General features: G+C 66.6%; 20 protein-coding genes. 9 read left to right on the forward strand and 11 right to left on the reverse strand.

Annotation, left to right across the window (positions count from 1 at the left end; genetic code table 11):
- Positions 1-11 precede the first annotated feature (11 nt).
- Complete coding sequence (locus M1D32_RS00770; RefSeq protein WP_458780473.1) at positions 12-1,274, reverse strand: ROK family protein; 1,263 nt, start codon at positions 1,272-1,274, stop codon at positions 12-14.
- 106 nt (positions 1,275-1,380) lie between these two features.
- On the opposite strand from M1D32_RS00770, the gene M1D32_RS00775 reads away from it, so the two are divergent.
- The 7 genes from M1D32_RS00775 to M1D32_RS00805 all read left to right on the forward strand — a co-directional run bounded on the left by M1D32_RS00775 (position 1,381) and on the right by M1D32_RS00805 (position 9,586).
- The gene (locus tag M1D32_RS00775; protein WP_458780474.1) at positions 1,381-2,421 is read left to right on the forward strand and encodes a Gfo/Idh/MocA family protein; all 1,041 of its coding nucleotides are present in this window, start codon (positions 1,381-1,383) and stop codon (positions 2,419-2,421) included.
- A complete protein-coding gene (locus tag M1D32_RS00780; RefSeq protein ID WP_458780475.1) occupies positions 2,418-3,206 on the forward strand; it encodes a hypothetical protein in 789 nt (262 codons plus the stop codon). The genes M1D32_RS00775 and M1D32_RS00780 overlap by 4 nt, the downstream gene beginning before the upstream one ends.
- Positions 3,207-3,393: 187 nt before the next feature.
- Entirely contained in the window at positions 3,394-4,875 is a 1,482-nt protein-coding gene (locus M1D32_RS00785) for an MFS transporter (protein WP_458780476.1), read from the forward strand.
- A gap of 16 nt (positions 4,876-4,891) precedes the next feature.
- Positions 4,892-6,460 carry a GMC oxidoreductase gene (locus M1D32_RS00790; RefSeq protein ID WP_458780477.1) on the forward strand — a complete coding sequence of 523 codons (1,569 nt, stop codon included), beginning with the start codon at positions 4,892-4,894 and terminating at the stop codon, positions 6,458-6,460.
- Positions 6,461-6,655: 195 nt separating this feature from the next.
- Positions 6,656-7,876 (forward strand): MFS transporter, encoded by a 1,221-nt coding sequence (locus M1D32_RS00795; protein ID WP_458780478.1) that lies wholly within the window; start codon positions 6,656-6,658, stop codon positions 7,874-7,876.
- Positions 7,877-7,925: 49 nt separating this feature from the next.
- The gene (locus M1D32_RS00800; protein ID WP_458780479.1) at positions 7,926-8,888 is read left to right on the forward strand and encodes a LysR family transcriptional regulator; all 963 of its coding nucleotides are present in this window, start codon (positions 7,926-7,928) and stop codon (positions 8,886-8,888) included.
- A 134-nt stretch (positions 8,889-9,022) separates the two neighbouring features.
- On the forward strand, positions 9,023-9,586 hold the full coding sequence (locus tag M1D32_RS00805; protein ID WP_458780480.1) for a DoxX family protein: 564 nt from the start codon (positions 9,023-9,025) through the stop codon (positions 9,584-9,586).
- Between the two features lie 7 nt (positions 9,587-9,593).
- Here the strand turns inward: M1D32_RS00805 and M1D32_RS00810 are convergent, their stop codons facing one another.
- The 8 genes from M1D32_RS00810 to M1D32_RS00845 all read right to left on the reverse strand — a co-directional run bounded on the left by M1D32_RS00810 (position 9,594) and on the right by M1D32_RS00845 (position 18,211).
- Entirely contained in the window at positions 9,594-10,592 is a 999-nt protein-coding gene (locus tag M1D32_RS00810) for a fumarylacetoacetate hydrolase family protein (protein ID WP_458780481.1), read from the reverse strand.
- A gap of 11 nt (positions 10,593-10,603) precedes the next feature.
- Complete coding sequence (locus tag M1D32_RS00815; RefSeq protein WP_458780482.1) at positions 10,604-11,677, reverse strand: amidohydrolase family protein; 1,074 nt, start codon at positions 11,675-11,677, stop codon at positions 10,604-10,606.
- Positions 11,674-12,798: an FAD-dependent oxidoreductase gene (locus M1D32_RS00820; protein ID WP_458780483.1), complete on the reverse strand. Its 1,125-nt coding sequence runs from the start codon at positions 12,796-12,798 to the stop codon at positions 11,674-11,676. The genes M1D32_RS00815 and M1D32_RS00820 overlap by 4 nt, the downstream gene beginning before the upstream one ends.
- A gap of 75 nt (positions 12,799-12,873) precedes the next feature.
- Positions 12,874-13,911: a cyclase family protein gene (locus M1D32_RS00825; RefSeq protein ID WP_458780484.1), complete on the reverse strand. Its 1,038-nt coding sequence runs from the start codon at positions 13,909-13,911 to the stop codon at positions 12,874-12,876.
- Positions 13,908-14,852 (reverse strand): fumarylacetoacetate hydrolase family protein, encoded by a 945-nt coding sequence (locus tag M1D32_RS00830; RefSeq protein ID WP_458780485.1) that lies wholly within the window; start codon positions 14,850-14,852, stop codon positions 13,908-13,910. Before M1D32_RS00830 ends, M1D32_RS00825 begins: the two co-directional genes overlap by 4 nt.
- 6 nt (positions 14,853-14,858) lie before the next feature.
- The gene (locus tag M1D32_RS00835; RefSeq protein WP_458780486.1) at positions 14,859-15,878 is read right to left on the reverse strand and encodes a VOC family protein; all 1,020 of its coding nucleotides are present in this window, start codon (positions 15,876-15,878) and stop codon (positions 14,859-14,861) included.
- A 287-nt stretch (positions 15,879-16,165) separates the two neighbouring features.
- Positions 16,166-17,344: an ABC transporter substrate-binding protein gene (locus M1D32_RS00840; protein WP_458780487.1), complete on the reverse strand. Its 1,179-nt coding sequence runs from the start codon at positions 17,342-17,344 to the stop codon at positions 16,166-16,168.
- A gap of 177 nt (positions 17,345-17,521) precedes the next feature.
- Positions 17,522-18,211: a DUF2306 domain-containing protein gene (locus tag M1D32_RS00845; protein ID WP_458780488.1), complete on the reverse strand. Its 690-nt coding sequence runs from the start codon at positions 18,209-18,211 to the stop codon at positions 17,522-17,524.
- Between the two features lie 156 nt (positions 18,212-18,367).
- Here M1D32_RS00845 and M1D32_RS00850 point away from each other — a divergent pair, with 156 nt between their 5' ends.
- A complete protein-coding gene (locus tag M1D32_RS00850) occupies positions 18,368-19,081 on the forward strand; it encodes a TetR/AcrR family transcriptional regulator (protein WP_458780489.1) in 714 nt (237 codons plus the stop codon).
- Positions 19,082-19,160: 79 nt separating this feature from the next.
- On the opposite strand, the gene M1D32_RS00855 is transcribed toward M1D32_RS00850, so the two are convergent.
- On the reverse strand, positions 19,161-20,120 hold the full coding sequence (locus M1D32_RS00855) for a polysaccharide deacetylase family protein (RefSeq protein ID WP_458780490.1): 960 nt from the start codon (positions 20,118-20,120) through the stop codon (positions 19,161-19,163).
- Between the two features lie 57 nt (positions 20,121-20,177).
- Entirely contained in the window at positions 20,178-21,710 is a 1,533-nt protein-coding gene (locus M1D32_RS00860; RefSeq protein ID WP_458780491.1) for a purine-cytosine permease family protein, read from the reverse strand.
- A gap of 109 nt (positions 21,711-21,819) precedes the next feature.
- Here M1D32_RS00860 and M1D32_RS00865 point away from each other — a divergent pair, with 109 nt between their 5' ends.
- Positions 21,820-23,379 carry a PucR family transcriptional regulator gene (locus M1D32_RS00865; RefSeq protein ID WP_458780492.1) on the forward strand — a complete coding sequence of 520 codons (1,560 nt, stop codon included), beginning with the start codon at positions 21,820-21,822 and terminating at the stop codon, positions 23,377-23,379.
- Positions 23,380-23,427: the final 48 nt, after the last annotated feature.

The raw sequence follows: 23,427 nt of genomic DNA on the forward strand, positions 1-23,427 counted from the left end.
GCGGTGGAACCTTAGGCGGAAAGGGCAACCCGTTCCGGCGACGGCCGTCCGTCCGCGAACCAGCGCGGGAAGGTGATGTCGAACAGTTGCTCACGGGCGAGCTCGGCTCCGCCGCGCAGCGGCTCGCGCTCATCGTTAACGGAGAGGGTGATGGTGAGGTCGCGGGTGGCCAGCGGCAGGGACAGTTCATAGACGCGTTGGCGCACTTCGGCAAGGAATACCTCGCCGGCCGAACCCATGGCGCCGCCGATGACAATGACCCCGGGGTTGAACATATTCACCAAGGCGGAAATGGTCTCGCCCGCCACGCGCGCCGACTTTTGGACGAGGGTGATGGCCAGGGAATCCCCGGCCTGGGCTGCAAGGGTGATCTCCTCGAGGGAAAGCCCTCCCTTCTTCGCCAGAGCGGCCAGGGATGTGCTGACGCCTTCCTTGATGGCCTCTTCCGCGTCCCGGATCAGCGCCCAGCCGCCGGCAACGGCTTCCAGGCATCCGGTCTTGCCGCAGCGGCATTGGGCATCGGAGTCGGAAACCCGGACATGGCCGATGTCCCCTGCCGCGCCGTTGGCGCCGCGGTGGATCCTGCCTTTGGACAGCAGGCCGGCTCCGATGCCCGAGCCGATCTTGCAGTAGATGAGGTCTGCGAACGAGTCGCGCCGACGGGCACGTTCGCCAAGGGCAAGCAGGTTGGAGTCGTTATCCACCCACACGGGCGCCTTGAACCGTTCCTCAAAGGGGGTGCGGACGTCGAAGCCGTTCCAGCCGGGCATGATCGGCGGTGCCACGGGCTGTCCCGAGGCGAAGTCCACTGGTCCGGGAAGGCCCACCACAACACCCCAGACCGGCACGTCGGGGTGCTGCCCGAGCACTTTCTCCACGAGGGCCATGACCGCATTGATGGTTTTCTCCGGACCCTGCGCGATGTCCCAGGTGCGGTGCGTGTGTTCCAGGATGTCGCCGTCGAGCGCCGCTACGCCAACCCTGATATGGGCCGCACCAAGGGCGCAGATCACGATGTGTCCCTGCTCGGCGCGAAAGCGGAGGGTCCGGGGTGCGCGGCCGCCGGACGAGGCTCCGTAATCGCCCTCGCCGAGGAACCCCATGGAGATGGCCTGATCCACGCGTTGGCTGACAACGCCCCTGCCGAGCCCGGTCACCTTGCCGATTTCGGGCCGCGTGGTGGCCTCACCCGTTCGCACCAGGTTGACGATCCGCAGCAGGCTCGTCACTTCATCCGTCTGTGCTCCAAAGCGGAGGGTGGAGTCTGTGGTCATGGCAACAATTCTCACACAGATGGGCCGACTAAGGTGCGGTTAAGCGCGACTATAGCCAGAACCGTCCTTACTTATGAATAATAGAGACAAAAGTGAGGAGGCAACGATGCCTTGGAATGTGGGGATACTAGGAGCGGGGCCGGGCGTTGCCGCCCTGCATCTGCCGGTTCTTGGACGCCTGGGGGACCTGTACAAGGTGGTCCATGTTGCCGACGCCGGAAGCGGCCGTGCCCGGGTGCTGGCGGAAAGGCTTGGCGCACGCTGGTCGCAGGGGGAGGCGGACCTCCTCGCTGATGCGGCGGTGGATGTGGTGGCCGTCTGCAGCCCGCCCGGTGAACACGCCCGCCAGATCCTCGGCGCGGTGGCGGCGGGCAAGCGAGCAGTCTTCTGCGAGAAACCGCTGGCCACCAGCAGGCAGGAAGCCGATGACGTCATTTCTGCATGCCGGGCCCCGGGCACCCTCCTGCTGGTGGGAACGAACCACTTGTTCGATGCTGCGTGGGGACGCGCCAAGCACCATCTTGTCGCCTTGGAGGGCCGGGTGCAGGCCATCTCCGTGACGCTGGCGCTCCCGCCCAACGACAGGTACCACCGGCTCGTGGCCGAGGGTGGTTCCCTGCAGGCTGCCCGCCGGGGGCGCCCCGACCTTGGCAACCCGGCGGTGGCGGCAGATGTCCTGCGGCAGCTGCTGACCGGGCTCGCGGTCCATGATCTTCCTGCCGTGCGGGACATCGCGCCCGGCATCGATGAGATTGCCTACGCAAGGATCGTTGCGCCCATCGGTTACCTCGTGGGCTACCGGGCCGGCGGAGTCCTGGTCCAGCTGGCACTGACTATGCTGCCTGAAGGGCCGGATGCCCTCTGGCGGATGAATATTACTACCACCCATGACCGCATCGAGGTGGACTTTCCGCCCGCCTTCGTCCATGCCGGAAGTGCTGCAACCCGGGTGCGCCGTGCGGACGGGCAGTGGACGGAGTACCCGCGCGATGAGGAAGACGGCTATGTGGCCGAGTGGCGCCTGCTGGCCTCGCTCCTAAAAGGTGATGCGCCCGTGGAGTACGACGAATTGCTGGCCGACTCGCATTTTGCCATCGGGCTGGCCGATGCTGCGGCAGCCAAAGCCCTTGAAGGGGTGCCGCAGTGAGCCGGGATGGCGCATTGGGCGTCTGCACGGCGTTGGCGGCCTACACGGCCGCTGTTGCCGAGCTTCCCTGCAGTGCTGCACTCACGGAGGATATGCGGGGTGCTGTGGTGGTGGTGCCTGGAAGCGGGGATTGGTGGCAGGGCATGCTGGCCGCCCGGGCCGGGGGAGCTTCGGCCGTGGTGCTTGCAGATCCGGCTATGCTCCAGCAGAATGCTTTTGCCTCCCACCCGTGGCCGGGTGGCATTCCGGTGGTCGTTGAGCGGCCCAGCCTGCGTCCCGATGTTGCGGCTGATGCGGTGCGCGCAAGGGGAGGCAGCTCGGCCCGCCTGGTCACCGTTGAATGTGCCGGTCCGGTTGCCGGCCTTGACGGCGTCATTCTCGATGGTTTCGGCTGGGCACGGTCCCTCGCCGGGGCGCCCCTGACGCTGAGCGCGGGAATTTCCACGCCGCAGGGCAGGATGGCATTGCTGGGTCCGGAGGGTGCCGGTTCTGCCCCTGCCACCGTTTTGGGGATTCCCCTCGGCGGACTTCATGGAGGAGGCCTGCTCCACGTGCTGGCCCTTGGTGAGGTGCGGACTGAAGTCACCGTGGACCAGCCTGCCGGGCTGACCCGGGTGGAGACCTTTACGGAGGACGGGGCGTTGCGGGCACCTGAGCGTTACGAATCGTCAGCACGCCTGGCGCTCCGCCGGGCTCTCGACGCCTGCTTGTCCGGCAAGCAGGAAGGTGACCTGGACGGGCTGCTCCAGGACATGGCCCTGGCCTGGGCGCTGCGCGATGCTTAAGAGTTTCACCTTTCTTCCAGGTTTGATTCGTACATTCTTATGTTGTTTTATGACTAAAGTCGGGTATCATGAAAACGGCGCCGGGGTTCCTGCCGGACCCGTTCTCCGGCGTGATGGTGCGCCGGAGGCACACCACGTCGCGTCGACGGCCCGATCGTTCGGGTAGATCACTATGCCACTTTCGCCTTTGAGACTCCGTCTCCTTGTTATCTCCCTGCTCACGGTCTCCTTCCTCGGGGCCCTGGACCACACAGTGGTATCCACCTCGCTGGCCACCATCGCCGGTGAGCTCGGCGCGCTGAAGCTGATGAGCTGGGTTGTGGTGGGATACACCCTCGCCAGCACCGTGCTGCTGCCGGTACTCGGCAAGCTCGGTGATGTCCTGGGCGCCCGCCGGATCTTCATCGGTTCGCTGGTGATGTTCCTGGCCGCCTCCCTGGCCTGCGGTTTTGCGACGGACATGGCATGGCTCATCGCCGCACGCGTCCTGCAGGGAATGAGCTCCGCCGGCCTGCAGCTGATGTCCCAGACCATCATTGCCCGCGTCACCACCCAGCGTGAACGCCCCCACTACATGGCCATCATCGGCGCGGCCTTCCCCATCGCCATCCTGGTGGGGCCGGTGCTTGGCGGCGCCATCACTGACTACTGGGGCTGGCAGTGGGTTTTCTGGATCAACATCCCTGTTGGTGTGGCGGCCCTGGCCCTTGCGCTGATTGCCGTGCCGCACCTGGAGCCGGGGCCGGCGCCCCGCCACTTTGACGTTGCCGGGGCGGCAGTTTTCACTACCTCGCTGGTGGCCCTCGTACTCGCAGCCACCTGGGCAGCAGAGCGCAGCGCAGGCCCTGCCACGCCAGTTGCGCTCGCGGTCAGCATCCTGGGCTTCGTGGCGTTCTTCTTCATCGAGCGCCGCGCTCCCGAGCCCATCGTGCCGCTTCACTTCTTTGCCAACCGGACCATTGCGGCGGGCACGGCGCTCTCGGCGATTATCGGCGTCGGACTCTTCTCCATCACTGCCTACCTCCCCACGTACGTCCAGATGGCCTACCAGACCACGGCCACCGTGTCCGGCCTCGTTCCCATCGCCACCGTGTTCGGCATGCTGATCAGCAACCTGCTCACCGGATGGCTGGCCAGCCGGACCGGCCGGTACCGGATCTTCCCGATCCTGGGGACCACACTGGGAGCCGCCGGGCTGTTCGCGATGGCCCTGCTGCCTGCCGGGCTTCCGCTGTGGGTACCCATGGTGGTGATGGGTGTGGTGGGCATTGGCACCGGTGCATTCATGAGCCTGATCGTCGCAGTGGTCCAGGGGGCCGTCCCGGCAAGCCAGACCGGCACCATCACCGCAACCGTCAATCTGGTGCGCCAGGTCGGATCAACAGTGGCGACGGCGATCATCGGCGGAGTCATCGGCTTCGGCGTGGCGTCCCTCCTGCCGGCAGGCCTCGACGCTTCGACCCTGACTCCGCAGCTGGTCCATGGGGCCGCGCCGGACGTCCAGGCCAGTGTGGCGCAGATCTACAGCACGGTCTTCACCCCGGTCTTTATCGCACTGGCGGCCGCCTATGTGGTGGGAATCGCCGCGGCTGTCCTGCTTCCCCAAGGCCGCCTCTCCGACGAACCCGTTCCCGCTGCCCCCTCAACTTCCGAATCCCTTTCGGCCTGATTTCAAAGGAGACATCATGTCCAACCCCACCATTGCCATCGTCGGCAGCGGGCCCATCGGCTCCACCTACGCCCGGCTGCTCGTGGAGCAGGTCCCGAACGCCCGGGTGGTGATGTTCGAAGCCGGGCCGCAGCTCACCAAAGTCCCGGGCGAGAGCGTCCGCAACATCCCGGATGCGGCCGAAAAGGCGCGTGCCCGCGAAATGTCCCAGGGACCGCAGGCCGGCGCGTACCGGGAATCGCTCGGCATTCCGGCCGGAACCGTCACCGAGGGCATGTTCACAGCACGCCAGGGCACCCACCTGCTGGACTTCGGGGGCGCCGGCTCTGCGCACGCCGCATCCTTCCCGGCAGCGGCTGCGGCTACCAACGTCGGCGGCCAGGGTGCGCACTGGACCTGCGCGACGCCGTCGCCCGCCTTCAGCGAAAAGATCCCCTTCATCGGGGACGACGAATGGGACGGGCTGATTGAGGACGCCAAGCAGCTGCTGCACATCCACAGCGCCGCGTTCGCCGATTCCAAAGTCGGCGAGGCCATCCGGTCCCTCCTTGATGAAGAGTTCGGTGCGGAACTGCCGGAAGGCTACGGGGTAGGCACCCTTCCGGTGGCGGGAGATCCGCAGCCTGACGGGTCCGTGCGCTGGGCGGGTGCCGACGTCGTCCTTGGCCCGCTCGTAGACGAGGACAATCCGCTCTCGAAGCAGTTCGAACTCCGTGACCTCACCCTGGTCCGCCGGGTGGAACTGGACCGGCACCGGGTCACCGGGGTCACCGTCCAGGATCTCCGGACGGGGGAAACGTCATTTGTGGCAGCGGACATGGTTGTGGTTGCCGCCGATGCTTTCCGGTCCCCGCAGCTCCTGTGGGCCTCCGGGATCCGGCCGAAGGCCCTGGGCCACTTCCTCACCGAACATCCGGTGGTCATCTCCACGGTGGCCCTGGATGCCGACAAGATGGGCCGGTTCGCCACCGAGGAGGACCTCGACGCCGAACTCTCCCGGCGCGCACTGAACCCGGCAGATCCCGTCGCCGCGGTCAACCGCATCCCCTTCTCCGAGCCGGAGCACCCTTTCTCCGTCCAGGTGATGTACTCCGAGACCACGCCCTTCCCGATGGAGCCCGGAACCCCTTACTCACAGAACCCGTGGGGTTACGTCAACATGGGCTACGGCATGCGCAAACATCCCCGCTACGAGGACGCGGTCACCTTTGACGACAACGAGCCGGACTACCGCGGATTCCCCAACATGACCATCCAGTACGAGCTCACCGAGCGGGAAAACGTGGAGATCGCCCAGGCCACGGAGCGGCTGCGCCGTGCCGGGAAGGCCCTTGGCGTCTTCGTTGCCGAGCCGCGGCTCATGCCCAACGGTTCCAGCCTCCACTACCAGGGCACCATGCGGATGGGCGCCATCGACGACGGCACGTCCGTGGCGGATCCGTGGTCGCGGGTGTGGGGCTACAAGAACCTGGTGGTGGGCGGCAATGCGCTCATTCCCACGGCGACGGCGATGAACCCCACCCTGATGAGCGTTGCGATTGCGGTCCGCGGCGCCCGGAAGGTGGCAGAAGAACTGGGCGCCTGATCTGCTGGGAGATTCGGGCCCCGCAGGCATGCGGCACGGGCGCAGCTTCGTCCTGCCATCCGTTCCGTGGATACCAGCTATCCCAAATCCATGATTCCCCGATAGTCGAACGGTTGTCACAGTGAGGGAAGTCACTTTTCGGCGCCAGAACCGCGCCGAAACCCTCCGTGACCATCAGAGGCTAAGGAAGATTCAATGGAGAATACTCAGCTCACGGGTACCGGGACCAGGATTGAGGCGCCGGGCCCTTCGGGCATTCGTAAGGCCGGACGGCTGCAGGCCACCCTCCTGGTTGCCGGCAGCTGCATGCCCGTGCTGGGCGCCGTCCTTTTGGCGCCCATCCTGCCCACCCTGAACCAGGCATTCGCGGACACGCCCGGCGTTGCCATCCTGGTGCCGCTCACCCTCACGCTGCCCGCGCTGTTCGTGGCGCTTTTCTCGCCGCTCGCCGGCTACGTTGCGGACCGGGTGGGCCGCAAGCAGCTGCTGGTCTTCGCCATGCTGGCCTACGCTGCGTTCGGGACGGCGCCGCTGTGGCTGACTACCCTCGAATCCATCGCGTTGTCCCGGGTGGGTGTGGGAATTGCGGAAGCCGCCATCATGACCTGCTGCACCACGCTCATCACGGACTACTACGCGGGTGAACAGCGGAACAAGTACCTGGGCCTGCAGACCATGATCAGCGCGCTCGCCGCCACGGCGTTCTTCGCCCTCGGCGGCGCCTTGGGCAGCATCAGTTGGCGGACGCCCTTCTGGCTCTACGCGGTCAGCGCGGTGATCGTCATCCCCATGGTTTTCAAGCTGTGGGAGCCGGCAAAGAGCCCGCGCACGACGGCGGAAAGGACGCCGGTGCCATGGCGGCAGATCGGTGCCCCGGCCGCAGTGACGCTGTTCGGCGGGATCGTTTTTTATGCACTCATCGTCCACCTGCCCTACGTCATCACGGGACTGGGCGTGGGCGATGCCGCCCTCATTGGACTCGCTGCGGCCATCGCGTCCCTGGCCACCGCGGCAGGGGCCATCTCCTTCCGCTTCCTGGCAAAGCTGGGCACGCGGAACCTGCTGGCGCTCGCCTTCGGGCTGGCCGCCGTCGGACTTTCCCTGGTCTCCGTCGCGGGGAGCGTGCCGCTGGCCATCGCCGGGGCCGTGGTTGCCAGCGCGGGAACCGGTGTGCTCCTGCCTACCCTGCTGACCTGGGCCGTGAACGGCCTCGAATTCCAGCAGCGCGGCCGTGGCACCGGCATCTGGACCGGAACACTGTTCATCGGCCAATTCCTGACCCCCATCGTCCTGGGCGCGGCCGCGGCGGCAACCGGCAGCCTCGGCATGGCTCTGGGCGGACTGGGAATCGCGTGCGCGGTGGCCCTGCTGGCTGTCCTGGTCCGGGGGCCCCGGATGGTGCCCGTCAGCCACTAGAAGCCCGGCAACGGAAAGGCCGCACTGCGGGCATAGATAACCTGTGGGTATGAAGAACCTGGACCTGAACCTGCTGCCCCACCTGCAGGTCCTGCTGGAACTGCGGAACATCTCCCGGGCTGCCGAGCGGCTCCAGCTCAGCCAGCCGGCCACCAGTGCGGCCATGGCCCGGCTCCGGCGGCATTTCGACGACGAACTCCTGGTGCGGAACGGCCGCACCTATGACCTCACGCCCTTCGCGCAGTCCCTGGTCCCGCTGGTTGATGAAGCCATGCTTCACATCCAGCGGGCCACACGCGTGCGGTCCGGTTTTGACCCCGCTACCAGCGAGCGGGAATTTGTCATCGCCGCTTCGGATTATGCGGCGGCGCTGATCGTGGGTCCGCTGCGCGGCATTCTGGGGCAGGAGGCCCCGGGCGTATCAGTGGACTTCGTGCCCACCGCCGGTTCCGGAATCCAGGGCCAGATGGCCGACTACTCGAAGATCGACCTGCTGGTGGGGCCCACCGGATACCAGATGCAGGGTGCCAGCAAGCAAGTGTTCCGTGACAGCTTCGTGGGGATTGCCGACGCCGGCAACCCCCTGCTCCAGCAGCCCCGGCTGACGTTGGAGGACCTGGCCGCGGTTCCCCACGCCGTCGGCTATTTCGGTGAAGGAATCAGCACTCCGGCGGACAAGCTGTTCGAGTCGCAGGGAATCCAGCGGCGCGTAGCTGCCGTGGTGGCAGGATTCCTGTCCCTGCCGCTCCTGGTCGAAGGGACGGACCTGGTGGCGATGGTCCCGCGGATGCTGGCAGCCCGGGCCCAACGGGGCGCGGACATCGTGGTGCTGGAGTTCTCGGAAGGAACCGAAGCTTCCCTGGTGGAGGCCATGTACTGGCACCCGTCCCAGGCGGAGGACCCGGCCAGCGTGTGGCTGCGGTCCGTGGTCCAGCGCTCCTGCGCCCGGCTCCACGAACTCTTTCCCGTCACTGCGCATCCGGTGCCTATCAACGCGGGAAGTGCCACCTAGATCACGCCTCGTGTGCCAGCCGCCGGAGGCGGTGCCCCGGTGATATTTCCCCCGTGACCAGGACGGTCCGCAGCCGTAGACTCGTGCCCACAGCGAGCCGGGCAGTGACCCAGCGAACCCCAAGGAGGACTGTTATGCGCAATGTAACCACCAGCCCTGAGGCGGCCGCCGCCGCACAGACCCTGTTCCGGGTTGGTCTCGGAGGGGTACTCATCGCACACGGATCCCAAAAACTTTTCGGCTGGTTCGGCGGGGGAGGCGTTGAAGGCACCAGCAAGGGCATGCACGCCATGGGGTTCCGCCCCGCAAAACCCAGTGCCGTCCTCGCGGGTGTCGGTGAAGCAGGAGCTGGGCTTGCCTTGGCCCTGGGGCTCGCCACCCCGGCCGCCGGCGCCGCTGCTGCCACCACGATGGGCGTCGCAGCCAGCGTCCACGCCCCGAACGGCTTCTTCGCCACTGAGGGAGGCCTGGAATACCCGGCTGTGCTGGGCTTAGCCGCAGCGGCGTTCACTATTGGCGGCTCAGGTCCCTTCTCCCTGGATGCACTCACCGGCCATGCCCTGGACCGGCCCTGGATGCGGGTCACCGCTTTGGCCGTGATCCCCACCGCCATCGCCGTCCAGATTTACCGCCGGCGCCAAGCCCTGGCCGCCGACGCCGCGGCCCCTGCCGCAGCCGTTGCCCCGGAAGAGGGCTGAACCTGTCCTAGACGCCCGAAGGAGCCGCAGCGGCAACCCGGTTACGGGGCCTCGGCCGGGCGGCCACACGGGTTACGGCCTCGCGCCGGGCGCCCACCGTGTTCTCGATCGTGCCGATTCCTTCCACCGTCATCCTCACCACGTCGCCGGTTGCGAGGGGCGGGGGAGTCTTGGAGCCGTTGCGTCCCCACAGTTCGGCGAGGCAGCCGCTGCCGCAAGTGCCGGAGCCCAGGACGTCCCCGGGCCGCACCACCGAGTCCTGCGAGGCGTAGGCCACCAGCTCGGCGAACGGCCAGCCCATGTTGGACAGCAGGTCCTGCCCGATGGGCTGCCCATTAACCTCAACGGCCATGGAGATGGGCAGGAACCCCTCGGCGTCGTGCCGGTCCTCAAACTCGTCCGCCGTCACGATCCAAGGCCCCAGCGTGTTGGCGAAATCCTTGCCCTTGCAGGGCCCAAGACTGACCTTCATCTCCCGCCGCTGCAGGTCGCGCGCGGACCAATCGTTGAGGATGGTGTACCCGAAGATGTGGCGGTGAGCCTCCTCCGCGGTCAGGTTCCTGCCGTCGCTGCCGGGAACACGCCCGACGACGGCGGCCACTTCCGTCTCGAAGTCCAGGTCCTCGCAGCCCGCGGGGATCCCGATCACCTCGCCGGTGCCGGTCACGGTGTGCGGGTTGGTGAAGTAGAAGGTGGGCGCCTCGTACCACTCGGGCACCACGCCGGCCACACCATCGATGCTCTTCCGCACGCCTTCAACGTGTTCCTCGAACGCCACGAAGTCCCGCATGGTAGCGGGCACCAGCGGGGCCAGCAGTTGCACCTCCGCCAGCGGAACCGCAGGGGCGGAAGCTATGGTTTCCCGGGCAACGCCCAGGGTTTCGTCGAGTCCGGCGTCCAGCAGCGTTTGGACGCCCTCGCCGGCGGTCAGCGCGTAGCAGTTTCCGCCCTCCACGAAGCCGGATTGCGTCCCGCCGTCGTGGTTCCAGCGTGCGATCTTGACCATGTGAATGTTCCTTAAGCCGTGGGTCGGGAGGTCAGGGCGGCCGCTGCCGTGATGCCCAGGGTGCGTGCGTTGTCGCGCAAAACCCGGGCCTCGCCGTCGGACGGCAGGCCGGCAGCCTCGACCTCGTCCACCGGGAGGTCGGAGCCCATGTCGAACGGGTAGTCCGAGCCGAGCAGCACCTGCTCCGGACCCGCAGCTGCGACGAGCGCCCGGAGTTCGGCAGCACTGTGGACCAGCGAATCGAAGTACAGCTTTTTCAGGTAGGACGACGGCGGCTGGGCGCAGCCGTGTGCCTCAGGCCGGACCTTCCACGCGTGGTCGGAGCGGCCAAGTTTCGTGGGCAGGTAGCCGCCGCCGTGCGCCGCCAGCACTTTCAACTCAGGGTGCCGGTCCAGGACCCCGCTGAAGATCAGGTGGGACAGCGCCACGGCATTTTCCGCGGGTTGGGACACCGTGTTGGCGAGGTAGAAGCGGTCCAGCCGTTCATCCAGCGAGCAGCCGAACGGGTGCAGGAACACCAGGGCGCCCAGCTCTTCGGCGCGGCTCCAGAACGGCTCCAGCCGGGGGTCGGAGAGTTCCACGGAGCTGCGCTCCGGATCGTTCGGGGTGGCCGCGAACGATCCGATTTCGACGCCGAGCAGCCCGCACTCCAGCACAGCGTGTTCCAGGGCTTCCACCATCAGGGCGGGGTGCTGGAGCGGGACCAGGCCCAGGCCGTTGAGCCGCTCAGGGGCACGGTCCACGAACTCCCGCACGGCCTGGTTAGCCTGCTTCGCGACCTTCAGGGACAGCTCCTCACCCGCGAAGTAGTAGAAGTGCGACGGCGACGGCGAGACCAGCTGCACGTCCACACCCTGGGCATCCATGTCCGCGAGTCGGCGGTCCAGGTCCGTCAGCTGCGGCCACCGCTCCTTGATCATCCGGCCCGAAGCGGCCATCGATTCGGGCCCGTTGCGCCGCACCTCCAGGGCCTGCTGGGCGCCGAAGCCCTCGGGGTCCGCCTCGGCCACGAGCTGCTGCAGGGCCGGAAGCAGGACGTGGGCGTGGACGTCAACGGTGGGGGATTCGGTGGTGGGGGTGCTCATGCCGGTTCCTTAACGAGGCTGGAGATTGAATGCATGAGGCCGGGCACGTTGGCATCCCGGACGCCGTCGAGCATCCACTGGCCCAACTGGACGGACGCGTCGACAACTGCCTTTGCCCTGTCCAGCCGGCGGTCGGTGAACTCTTTCCACAGGGTCTCGGTAACGTCGTCGGCACTGATGAGCAGCTCGGCCAGCACAGCCGCATCCTCCATCGCCATGGCAGCACCCTGCGCAATCGTGGGCGGGCAGCTGTGCGCGGCGTCGCCGATGATGACGCTGCGGCCGCGGTTCCAGGGCCCGTCCACCAGGTGGGTGGTGAACCAGGTGTAGTTGATGCGGGCACTGTGGTCCAGGTTCGCGCGGATCTCGTTCCAGGGGCCGCCGTAGGCCGCGGCGAGTTCAGCCATAACACGGGGGCCGTCCTCGTGCTTGCGCTCCTGTGCCTTCTCCACCAGGTAGGCGTAGATGGTGTCCGGGCCGGTGGGGCAGTAGCCGGCGATGAAGCAGGGGCCGCCATAGGTCAGGTCCGTCCGGACCACCTCTTCGGGGCGCTCCACGAAGGCGCGCCAGATGCCCATGCCCGTGGACTGGGGTTCAGCCTCGATGCCGATGGCCTTGCGGACGGCAGAGTGCAGTCCATCGGCGCCGATGAGGAGGTCATAGGTGGCGCTGCCGCCGTCGGCGGTGTTCACGGTGACGGACCCGCCGTCGTCCGTTATGCCGGTGACCGTCTTGCCGTAGCTGATGCGGGCGCCTGCCTGCTCGGCCCGTTCGCGGAGGATGGCGGTGAGGTCGGGGCGGTACATGCCCATCGTGGCGGGGAGGTCATCGCCGCCGGTCCGGATGTCCTCCAGGACGGCGATGACGGTGCCGGCGGGGTCCGGGGCGCGCAGGCCCAGGGTGCTGAACCCGTAGCCCTTCGCCTCGACCTGGTCCCAGACGCCGAGCTGGCGGAGAATCCGCAGGGCGTTGCCCTGCAGGGTGATGCCGGATCCCAGGGTCTGCGGTGCTTCCGCCTTCTCCAGGATTTCCACCCGGATTCCGGCGTCGGCCAGGAGGATGGCTGCGGTCAGTCCCGCGGCTCCGGCCCCGACGATTCCGACGTTCTGTACTGCTGCCATCGCTGACTCCTTTGTATTGACGGCGTTACTGCTCGTGGTTTTGTTGCTGTTTTAACTGAAGCTACCGGACGGCAGCTACCGGACGGCGATCGGGTTGACGGGCGATCCCACAGCGCCGGTGATGGGCAGCGGGGCGGCGGTCAGCAGGAAGTCGTACCTGCCGTCCGCTGCGCACGCTTCCGCCAGGCCGTCCGGGTCCCACATCTCGCCCAAGAACAGTCCGAGGTTGGGGATGGCGATTTGGTGCAGGGGCTGGAAGGCGGCGTCGAACTCGTTGGGACGGACTTCGAAGCCCCAGGTGTCGGTGGCGATCCCGGCGATTTCCGAGCGGTGCAGCCAGGGCGCCGTGCTGAAGGACAAGCCGGGGGCAGAGCCGCCGGCGTAGTCGCCCCAGCCGTCACGGCGGACCCTGGTGTACTGCCCGGTGCGGATGATGACGATGTCGCCCCGGCCCACCTTCGAGCTTGGGCCCTGCAGTTCGATGGTCCGCTCCAGGTGCTCAGGGGTGATCGCGAAACCGTCCGGCAGTTCGCCGTCGTTCCTCCCCAGTTCCGGCCCGAGCGCACGCCCGACGTCCAGCAGGACGCCGCGGGTGACGATCTTTGCCGCTGCGGTTTCGATCCCGGTCACCAGGTCACCCTCGGAGGTGACAACGTCACCGGCGGCCCTGCCGTTCCAGGCCTTGCCCTGATCGAAGATGTGGCCCAGGCCGTCCCACTGCGTGGAGCACTGCAGCGGCATGGCGATCACGTCGTCCGCCCCTCCAAAGCCGTGCGGGAAGCCTTGGTTGCCGCGTTCGGCGTCCACCCCGGTGTCCGTCATGGTGTGGACGGGGTTGGTGCGGCGCCGCCAGCCCTTTTGGGGGCCGTTGGTGTCGAACGGCTGGGAGAGCGAGAACGCCTCGCCGGTCTTCACCAGGGCCGCGGCTTCGACACGCTTGCCGGCGTCGATGAAGTTCAGCGTGCCCAGGACGTCGTCGTCGCCCCAGCGGCCCCAGTTGTTGTGGGCCGCGGCCATGGCGCGGATGCTGCCGAGCGGGTCTTCACGCCGGATCACCGGGGAATCGGTTGATTCCCCGGTGGCGGTGGTTGGTGCTGTGTCCTGGGTGGTCACTGGACTTCGTCCTTGCAGTGGATGAGCTGGGTGCCCAGCCCGGTGATGGTGCCTTCCATCACGTCGCCGTCCTGCAGCAGCCGGCCCCAGTGCTGGCCGTTGCCTGCCGGACTGCCGGTGAGCACCAGGTCGCCGGGGCGCAGCGGCATGATCTGGGAGGCTTCACTGACGAGCTTGGCCACGCCGAAGATCATGTCCTGCGTGGACTCGTCCTGCATGGCCTTGCCGTTGAGCTTGAGTGTCACCTGGACGTCCTGGGGGTCACCGAAGAACTTCGCCGGTACCAGCAGCGGCCCGGTGGGCAGGAAGCCGGGGGCGTTCTTGGCGCGGTACCAGTCCGAGCCGATGGCCGGCATGTCCTTGCGGAAGACGTATTCACGGGTGGTGATGTCGTTGACCATGGTGTAGCCGAAGACGTAGTCCAGGGCTTCCTCGGGGGTGACCCGGAATGCGGTCCGGCCGATGACTGCGGCCAGCTCCAGCTCCCAGTCGTGGGACTTGCTGTAGGACGGAAGGGTGAGGTCGTCCGTGGCGGACGCGATCGCCGTCGGGAGCCCGATGAAGAAGTATGGCGTGCCCTGGCCCGCCCGCTTGTCCATCATGGCCGCCGTCTTGGCGCGCACTTCCTCTTCGTCCTCGCCCGGTTCGCGGTGGGCCGCGGCGAGGTCGATGACGTGCTTGCGGTAGTTCGCGCCTGTCTGCAGGACCTGGGCCGGTTCCACCGGGGCGAGGACCTCGACGTCGGCGAGTGCCAGGCCGGTGTCCTCGCCGGCCGAGGCGGCGAGGCTGTCCAGCTGGGCTTCGGTGGTGTCCCAGTGCTCGATCAGGGAGTTGATGTCCCCGTCCAGCGGCAGGACGCGGTTACCCATCAGAAGGCCGGCGCGGGCCTTGCTGTCGCCGGTTTCCTGGAAGCGGATGAGGGCATATGTTGCTTCAGGCATATCTTTCTAGCCCCGTCCCTGCTTGGCGTAGGGGTTGAGCAGGGCTTCCTTCATCTCGGGGGAGGCACCTTCTTCGGTGGCGGTGAAACCCTCGGCCGGCGGGAAGGATTCGGTCATGGAGTGCGGCATGGCGCCGTTCTTGTAGAAGTTGTTGGAGCCCAGGGACGGCTTCCAGGTGTTGGCATCCCAGTCCGGGACGTAGTTGCGGTAGCCGCCGGAGTTCAGTTCGACGCGCAGGCCGGAGGGGTCGCGGAAGTAGAGGAAGTTCTGCTCACCCACGCCGTGGATGGAGGGGCCGTATTCCATCGGGGTGCCGTTTTCCATCATGACGTCCGAGGTGCGGAGCAGGTCCTCCGTGGCGTCCACCCAGAAGGCGATGTGGTTGACGCGGCCGGCGCGGCTGGAGGTGTCCAGGACGACGCCCAGGTCGTGGGACTTTTCGTTGGTGGTGAGGACTGAGAAGACGGTGATGGGTGCTTCGTCCAGGTCAACGAAGGCCATGACGCGGAAGCCGAGGGCCTCGTTGTACCACTTGGCGAAACCGCGGACATCGGAGGATGCCACGGTGACGTGGTCCAGGAAGCGGGGTGCGGCGGCGTGGCTGCTGCGGCGTTCCGGCCGGTCCGGGTAGGTGGATTCGAAACCGGGTTCGGCAACGAACTTCTCCACTTCATAGAAGAGGCGCATGTGGTGGCCGTAGGGGCCGGTGAATTCGTAGGCCTTGCCGTAGCCGTGGCCGCCCGGCGTCCAGGTTCCCTGCACGCCGGTTGCTTCGATCCGCTGGGCGGCGGCCTCAAGGGCTGCCTGGGAGTTGGTGCGCCAGGCCATCCGGCCCAGGGACGCTTCCGGCCCTTCGGTGATGACCAGGCTGTAGCGGTAGTAGTCGCCCCAGCAGCGAAGGTAGACGTTGCCGTCCACGCGGTCAATAATGCGCATGCCGAACTTTTCCTGGTAGAACCGCGCCGAAGCTTCGACGTCCGGGGTGGTGATCTCGAGGTGGGCAAGATGGGAGAGCGGAGTTTCCACGTTGAAGTCCTTCTGGTTACTGGCTGCGGGTACTGGTTGTTGCAGGTCCTGTAACTACTGTGAGGCACTTCATATATCCGGGGAAGACGAGCTTTTTGATATGAAGTATCTGTCTAGCTGATACTCCCGAATGCGACGCTCTCTCACTTGATGGGCTTAAATCGCCGACGCTCTCTCACCTTTCCCAGAAAAGTGAGAGAGCGACGGCCGGGATGGCGCGTTAAGTGAGAGAGCGTTGGCCGGGATGGCGCATTAAGTGAGAGAGCGTGCTGGCTGGGCTTCTGCGTTTACTCCTTGCCGAGGCCCGCTGCCGAGGTCTTGTCGCCTGCCACGCTGTTGAGCGCGGACAGGTCGAAGATGCCCTTGATGTCGGCCTGCTTGGTGGTGCCGGCAGCGACGCCGTCGGCCAGGAGCTTCTGGTAGGTTCCGGCGAGCGGGTCCACGGTGAACACGATGTTCTTCAACGACCTGTCGATCACGTCCGCCTTCAGCTCGGCGCCGGCGGCCTCCTTCAAAGCCGCGTTGATGACAGAAGCCTTCTCGCCGTCGGCGGCTCCGTTCAGCCACGCAACCGACTTCACGTGGCCCTTGAGGAGCGCCTTCACGGTGTCCGGGTGGTCAGTGGCGAACTTCTGGCTCACGATCAGGATGGTGGTGGGGAATTCGCCCGGCTTGCCGGACAGCGAGCCGTCCCACAGGTCCTTCTCATCCACCAGCACCTTGGCTCCGGCGGTCAGTACCAAACGTGAGGCCCACGGCTCGGGCAGCCACGCGCCGTCGAGCTTTCCGTCCTGGAACAGTTTCAGGGTCTGGGCATTTTCAGTGGGGTTGATGGCGACGTCGCCGCTGCCGTCCACGTTGGTCTTGTAGCCCTGCGAGGCGAGCCAGGCCCGGAGGGCGACATCCTGCGTGCCGCCGAGCTGCGGGGATGCCAGCGTCTTGCCCTTAAGGTCCGCCGCAGTGTTGATTTCGGGCTTGACCACCAGCTGGGCGCCGCCGGCGGCCGCGCCGGCAATGATGTTCACGGACTCGCCGCCGCTCTTGACGAACGAATTGATGGCCGGGTTCGGGCCGATGTAGGTGGCGTCGATGGCCCCGGCGTTCAGGGCCTCGATGGCGGCGGGGCCGGCGTTGAACACCTGGGTGGTCAGCTTGGTGTCCCCGAGTTCATCGGCAATGTGGCCCTGGCTGACGCCGACGAGGGCGGGGGCGTGCGTCACGTTGCCGAAGTAGCCGAGCTTCAGTTCTGCGGCGGGGTTGCCGGCAGGTGCGGTCTGCGGGACCGCCGCCGGGGCGCTGTTGTTGTTGACGGCGGAGGCGACGGCGGCGCCGCCGCCCACCAGGGCCAGGATGCCTGCGGCGATGCCGATCTTCAGGCCCAGCGGGCGCTTGGGGGTGGCGGACTGGCCGGCGACGATGCGGGTGGAGCTTGGCTGTTCCGGACTCTTGCTTGAGGGGTCTGACATTGGACGTTCCTTTGCTGGGGCGGGTGCTGAGTTGAGAGTACGGAGCACCCGGCAGCGCCACAATCATTCCCGTAGCGGGCGTTCACGGGACGTCGCGAAGGCTCAACACGGCGTAGCGCAGCGTCAAGGAACGTCTCTGAGCGACATAAAGCAGGGCTTACGACGGCGTCGCCCGGCTCAGCGGGCGCGGGACGTTTGGCGCGTGGGAAGGGAGCGCCTGCGGATGCAGTATTCCGCCACAGCGAGGTTGAGCACCCAGGCGGCGCCCATTAGAACGGCCCTCGTTGTGACATCCGGCGGGCTGGCGAGGAGTTCGGGCACGATGAGGATCAGGGCTTGCGTTCCGGCGCCGACGCCAATGGCATACGCCCTGGTCATCCACGCACCGTGCCGCGTGAAGTCGCGGCGCAGCACGGCGCGAAGTCCCAGGACGAGGCTCACCACCATGGCGGAACCGAAAATGAGCCGAAGGACAAGCAGCAGCTGCCCGTCGCTCGGTGGCAGGGTGTAGAAGACCGCCATATAGAGTCCGGACAGCGCTGCGAGCAGGCCTGCCGGCAGGAGGATCCGCCCGGCGATGCTGTGCCAGCGCCGCCGGCGAAGCGACGGAACGAACTGGAATGCTCCGAGCAGGGAGTACACGGTGACACTGACGATATGGATTAGCACCGGCGCGGGGGAGTCAAAGAACCTGGCGTTGCGCTCCGTCACTGCCGCTCCACCGGTCAGTTCGGTCAGCCGGGCGGCCCCGGCGATCACCGGAATGAGGCTGAGGAAGATCAGGCCGGCGGGAACAAACCACTCCGGCCGCCGTCGGCGTGCAGCCGCGGTTGCCTTCGCCGGTGCACTTTGCCTTGTGGTTTGCATTGTCCTGCTCCTCTTGGTGCCGGCCTGCCTGTCTTCCCGAAGCGGACCGGCAGGTCGCCCTTCGGGTTGGGTGTACGGCGTACACCTCTAGGACCAAATGTAGGTGTACGCCGTACACTGGTCAAGGGGTGCAAAGCAAACGGAAGGACCATTGGCATGAGCAGGCAGGGCGCGGCGCAGCGCGTGCGCCTCAACCGCGACCGCGTGCTGCAGGCCGCCGTCGCGCTCGCTGACGAGATAGGGATCGGGCCGCTGAGTATGCGCAGGCTTGCCCAGGAGCTCGACGTGGTGCCCATGGCGCTGTACAAACATGTAGCCCACAAGGATGAGCTTCTCGACGGCATGATCGACGTCATCATCACCGAGATCGATCCGCCCGCTACCGGCCTGGGCTGGAAGGACGTAGTCCGGCGCAGGATCCTTTCAGCCAGGAGCGTCCTGCAGCGGCATCAGTGGGCCCGGCAGGTCCTCGAAACGCGCACCAACAAAACGCCTGGCGTCCTCGCCTACATGGATTCCTTTATCGGGATGTTCCTCGACGGCGGCCTTTCGGTGGACCTGACCCACCACGTCATGCACGCAATCGGCAGCCGCATGTGGGGCTTCACTCAGGAGCTGTTCCAGGAACCGGCCGGGCCAACAGACGGGACGGCGGCAGAGCCGGACGAGGCGGCCCAGCAGGCAATGCTCCAGGAGATGGCCAGGCGCTACCCGAACGTCCTGACGATCGCCATGGCTTCCGCCCACGATCCGGACGCCGTGGTTGGGCAGGGCTGCGATGACCGGTTTGAATTCGAGTTCGCGCTCGACCTGCTGCTGGACGGCATCGAGAAACTGCACGCCCAGGGTTGGACGTCGGTGCGGACGTAAAGGCACTGCTTGAACACACGGGAGTGGTACTGCGCCCTCGCTAAGGCACAGCACCACTCCGCTGTTTGTTGTGTCGGGTTTAGCTGCCGGCGGCTGCCGGCCTGGACTCCCGCACCGCCGGTGGGGTGAACCTCGCCCCGGTGTCCGGGAACGCGGGCACCTCGATGCGGGCGTGGGTGTGGACTTCCTGGACCGTCCGGCGGGTGTGTTCCGCGATGGCTTCCATAGTGGTGACCCACATGCCGTCCATAGCCTTGACGCGTTCCATCAGCCTTTCCAGGGCCACTGCTTTTGAGGGCCGGCCGGAGATGAAGGGGTGGTTGGTGAGGACAAAGCAGCTGCCCTGGGCATGGTGTGCCTCTGCCTCGAGCGTCCACATCTCGAGGACCTTGGCCGGGCTTTCGATGACGCCGCTGCCCGTGACGCCAGGGTAGAAGGCGTACTGCTCCCAGTCGTCCAGGGCCCAGTCGACAGGGATTTCCACAATGTCCCGGGCGTCGCCCGGGGCGACGCTGAAGCGGTAGGGGGCGTCGCCGTCGAGCAGGCTTGAATCGTAGAGGAAGCCGCGGTCCGCCAGCAGCGCCGGTGAGTGCCAGTTGAGCTCCCACCACGGTGCCCGGTAGCCCACTGGCTCCACTCCGGCGGCCTTCGCCAGGGCCTCCAGTCCGCGGTCGATGTAGCGGGCTTCCGTTTCGGCGTTGATGCCCTGCATTGGCTCGTGCAGGTAGCCGTGGTGGGCCACCTCATGCCCGGCGTCCACGATGCGGCGGACGGTGTCCGGGTAGCACTCGGCCGTGAAGCCGGGGACGAAGAACGTGGCGCGGATGTCCTGCCGCTGGAGGATCTGCAGCAAGCGGGGGACTGCCACCCTGGGCCCGTAGGACTGGTGGGTCATCAGGGACATCCGGCTGGTGCTCTTGGGGTCGTGGGCGATGGTGCAGGATTCGGCGTCGACGTCGAACGTGAAGGACGCTGCTGCGCGCTTGCCTTCCGGCCAGGTGATGGGGTGGGCGGCGTCGGGGAATGCATCAAAAGTCATGGTGGGATGTCCTGTCGTAACGGGTCGGTCCAGGTGCGGCAGTTCAGAAGGTGCAGCTCAGAGTGCAGCGGGCGTGCCGGGCTGGGCAGCGGCACCTGTCAGCTCGTTGGGCAGCTGGCGGTGGGAGGCAGATGCCGGGGCGGATTCGATGAATTTGCGGTGCATCCTCGGTCCCAGGATGGCGTAGCTGGTGGCGCTGGCAAGGCCGCCGGCGAGCCAGGACAAGTCCCAGCCGCCCAGGGCCACTGCGATGGGGCCCTGCATGGCAGGGACGAGGCCGTACATAAACAGCCACGTGGCGAAGATGCCCACCAGGAGGGAGGTGATGCCTGCCCAGTTGACGCCAGGGAGCCGCCGGGTGCCGACGGCGTCGAACAGCCTTTCGGGGTTGCCGGGCCAGCGCTTGTCGATCCAGAAGTAATGGACCAGCATGACGCCGCCCCAGGCGGCGACCCATGCGACGAGCCCGATGAGCCAGGCGTCGAGGACTGCGGCGAAGTCCTCCTGGAAGATGAAGAAGACGACGGCGGCCAGCGAGAAGACGCCGACGAACAGGTTGAGTTTGCGGCGGCTGATGGTGATGTCGAGGGCCTGGGTGGCCACCGAGAAGGTGTAGATGTTGAGGATGTTCGTGGCGATGGGGCCATGGAGCACCATCAGCAGTACAGGCAGCGCGAGGACGCCGAAGTTCTGCACGATGAGCTTGCCGGGGTCGATTTCGCCGCTGTTGGTGGCCAGGCTTGCGCCCAGGACGCCGAGCCAGACGACGGGGATGAACTGGCCGAGGACTGACGCCAGGTAGACCTTTTTCTTGGGCACTTCGGTGCTGACGAAGCGGGAGTAGTCTGCGGCGTAGGTGAACCAGGTGATGCCCCAGCCGATGCCGATGGCGGTCATCACGGCACTCATGGCGGCGATCCGCTCCGAGCCTTCCAGGATGTTGCCGGCGGGGCCTGCGTAGGCCCAGTTGATGTCCATGCCGAACCACGCCACGGCGGACATCACGGCCAGGATGACGATGGTTGGCGGGACGGTCCATTTTTCGAAAGCCGCAATTGCCTTGTAGCCAAACCAGGCGATGGCTACCTGGGCGGCCATGATCCCGGTGGCGACGGCGATCTTCCAGCCGTAGTTGGCAGCTGTGGGGTCCACCCAGCCGAGTGTCCCGAAGAGCGCCATGACCAGGTCCAGGATGATCCAGGTGTTGACGGCGCACCAGCCGATCACCAGGAGCGCCTGGATGGCTGCCGGGAGGTAGTTCCCCCGCCTGCCGAATGCGGCCCGGGCGAGCACCATACCGGTGGCGCCGGTCTTCTGCCCGAGGAGGACGAAACAGCCGAAGAGCAGCATGCCGATCAGGTTGCCCAGCACCAGGACTGTCACGGTGTCCGCGAAACCCAGCCCCAGGTGGATTCCGAGGGCGCCCAGTACCCAGTTAATCGGGGCCAGATTGGCGCCCGCCCAGATCCAAAACTGGCCGGAGACCTTGTGCGTGCGCTGGGATTCGGGAATTGGCTGGAGCCACGCTTCGACGTCTTCCGTGTGAACGGATTGTTCGGCTCCTGGGGCTGTCGGTTTTTGTTGTTGCATCGGGGCCTCTTCGTTGAGGGGATGGGGGTTCTTCAAGATTATGTGTCGGGGACCACATCCACCATCTACAATGTGTCTTGAGCTTTCCCCTTCTACATGACGGAGTGTCATGCCTGTTCGCTTGGAAGATGTCCTGCGGCATTCCACCTTCACTGCGGCCGATCCCGTTGTCCGGGCGGCGGGGGCAGTGGTTCCCCAGACCCAGCTCCGGTGGATCCACTCCAGCGAGGTCCTGGACATTGCCTCGCTGCTCGGTGGCGGGGAGCTGCTGCTGACCGGCGGGCAGGCCCTGGCGCTGGCTTCCGATGAGCGCCGCACGGGCTACATCCATGATCTGGCTGAGCGTGGGGTGGCGGCGCTCGCCATCGAGACCGGCAGCGTGTTGCCGTCCATTCCTTCCTCGATGATTTCGGCTGCCGAGGAAGCCGGGCTTCCCCTGATCGAGCTTCGCAGGGTTGTGCCTTTTGTGGCGGTCATGGAGGCGATCAATTCACAGCTTGTCAGCCAGTCCGCCGCCCAGCTGCAGGAGGCCGACCAGGCCAGCCATGCCATGGCGGTGGAGCTCGCCCATGGAGGCAGCCTGGACCGGATTCTGGCTGTCCTTGCTGCGGCTACCGGCGCGGAGGTGGTGCTCACGTCTACTGCCGGGATTACCCTGGCGAGTGCTGAACCCGCGGAGGAAAGTCATGCATCCAGCTCCTTGGACGATATCTCCGGGGACCATCAGCGGACGGTCCATATCGAAGTGCCCGTGCGGGGGATTCCCTCCGCCCGCCTGACACTGCAGGTGCGCGGCGAAGCCGATGTGAACCTCGCGAGGATCGCCGGCAACCGGTCCGTTGACATCCTGGCCCTTGCCTTGTTGCAGCGGATGCCTCCGGGTTTGAAGGAGATGGCCGGCGCTGCCCTGATCCGGGCCATTGATTCCGGGAAGCAGAATTGGCGGCTGCAGGAGTTGGCTCCCGCCGCAGGCATTCCTGTCTCTGCCCAAGTGGTGGCCGTTGTTGTCCGGTCCTCCGCCTCGAAGCAGCTCCGCAGGAATGTGGAGCACCTCCTGGACCCGGGTGGCCAGCACGGCGCCAGCTATGCGGACAACGCGGAGCTGCTGGCCCTGGGGGTCCTCCGTTCCGGGAATGCCCAGGATGAGCGGCAAAAGATTGTGGATGGCCTGCAGTCGTTGGAGATGCCGGAGGGAACGGTGAGCGCCGTCGGGCCCATTGCCTCGGGTATCTCCGCCGCTCCCTGGTCGCTCGCCGAGGCGAGGCTCACGCTGGAACTGGCGCCCGACGTCGGACGCGCCAGTTTAAGGGGAACCGCACCTGGGGTAAGCGGGTATGGGACGGTCCTTGATGCCCAGGCATTCGCTGTGGAACGGCTCGCAGTCCACTCCATGGACGAGGCCCTGCGTCGCGACTTCGTGAGCCAGCAACTCGCCGCCGTCCTTGAACACGACGCCCAGCGCCAGTCCAAGCTGGTGGAGACGCTGCGGGTCTGGCTCGACTCCGGGTGCAACACCGCCCAGGCTGCGCGGGAGCTTCATGTGGAGCGGCAGTCCATGCACCAGCGGCTCCAGCGGATCTTCTCCCTCTGCGGCGGCGACCCCCGCGGAACCGGCCGCCTGCCTGCCCTGCACCTGGCCACCCGCCTCGCCGCCCTCCAACCCAAATAACCCCGGCGACGCTCTCTCACTTAACGTGGTTTCCCCGGCGTCCCTCTC

It is taken from the genome of Arthrobacter sp. D3-16, assembly GCF_054408515.1.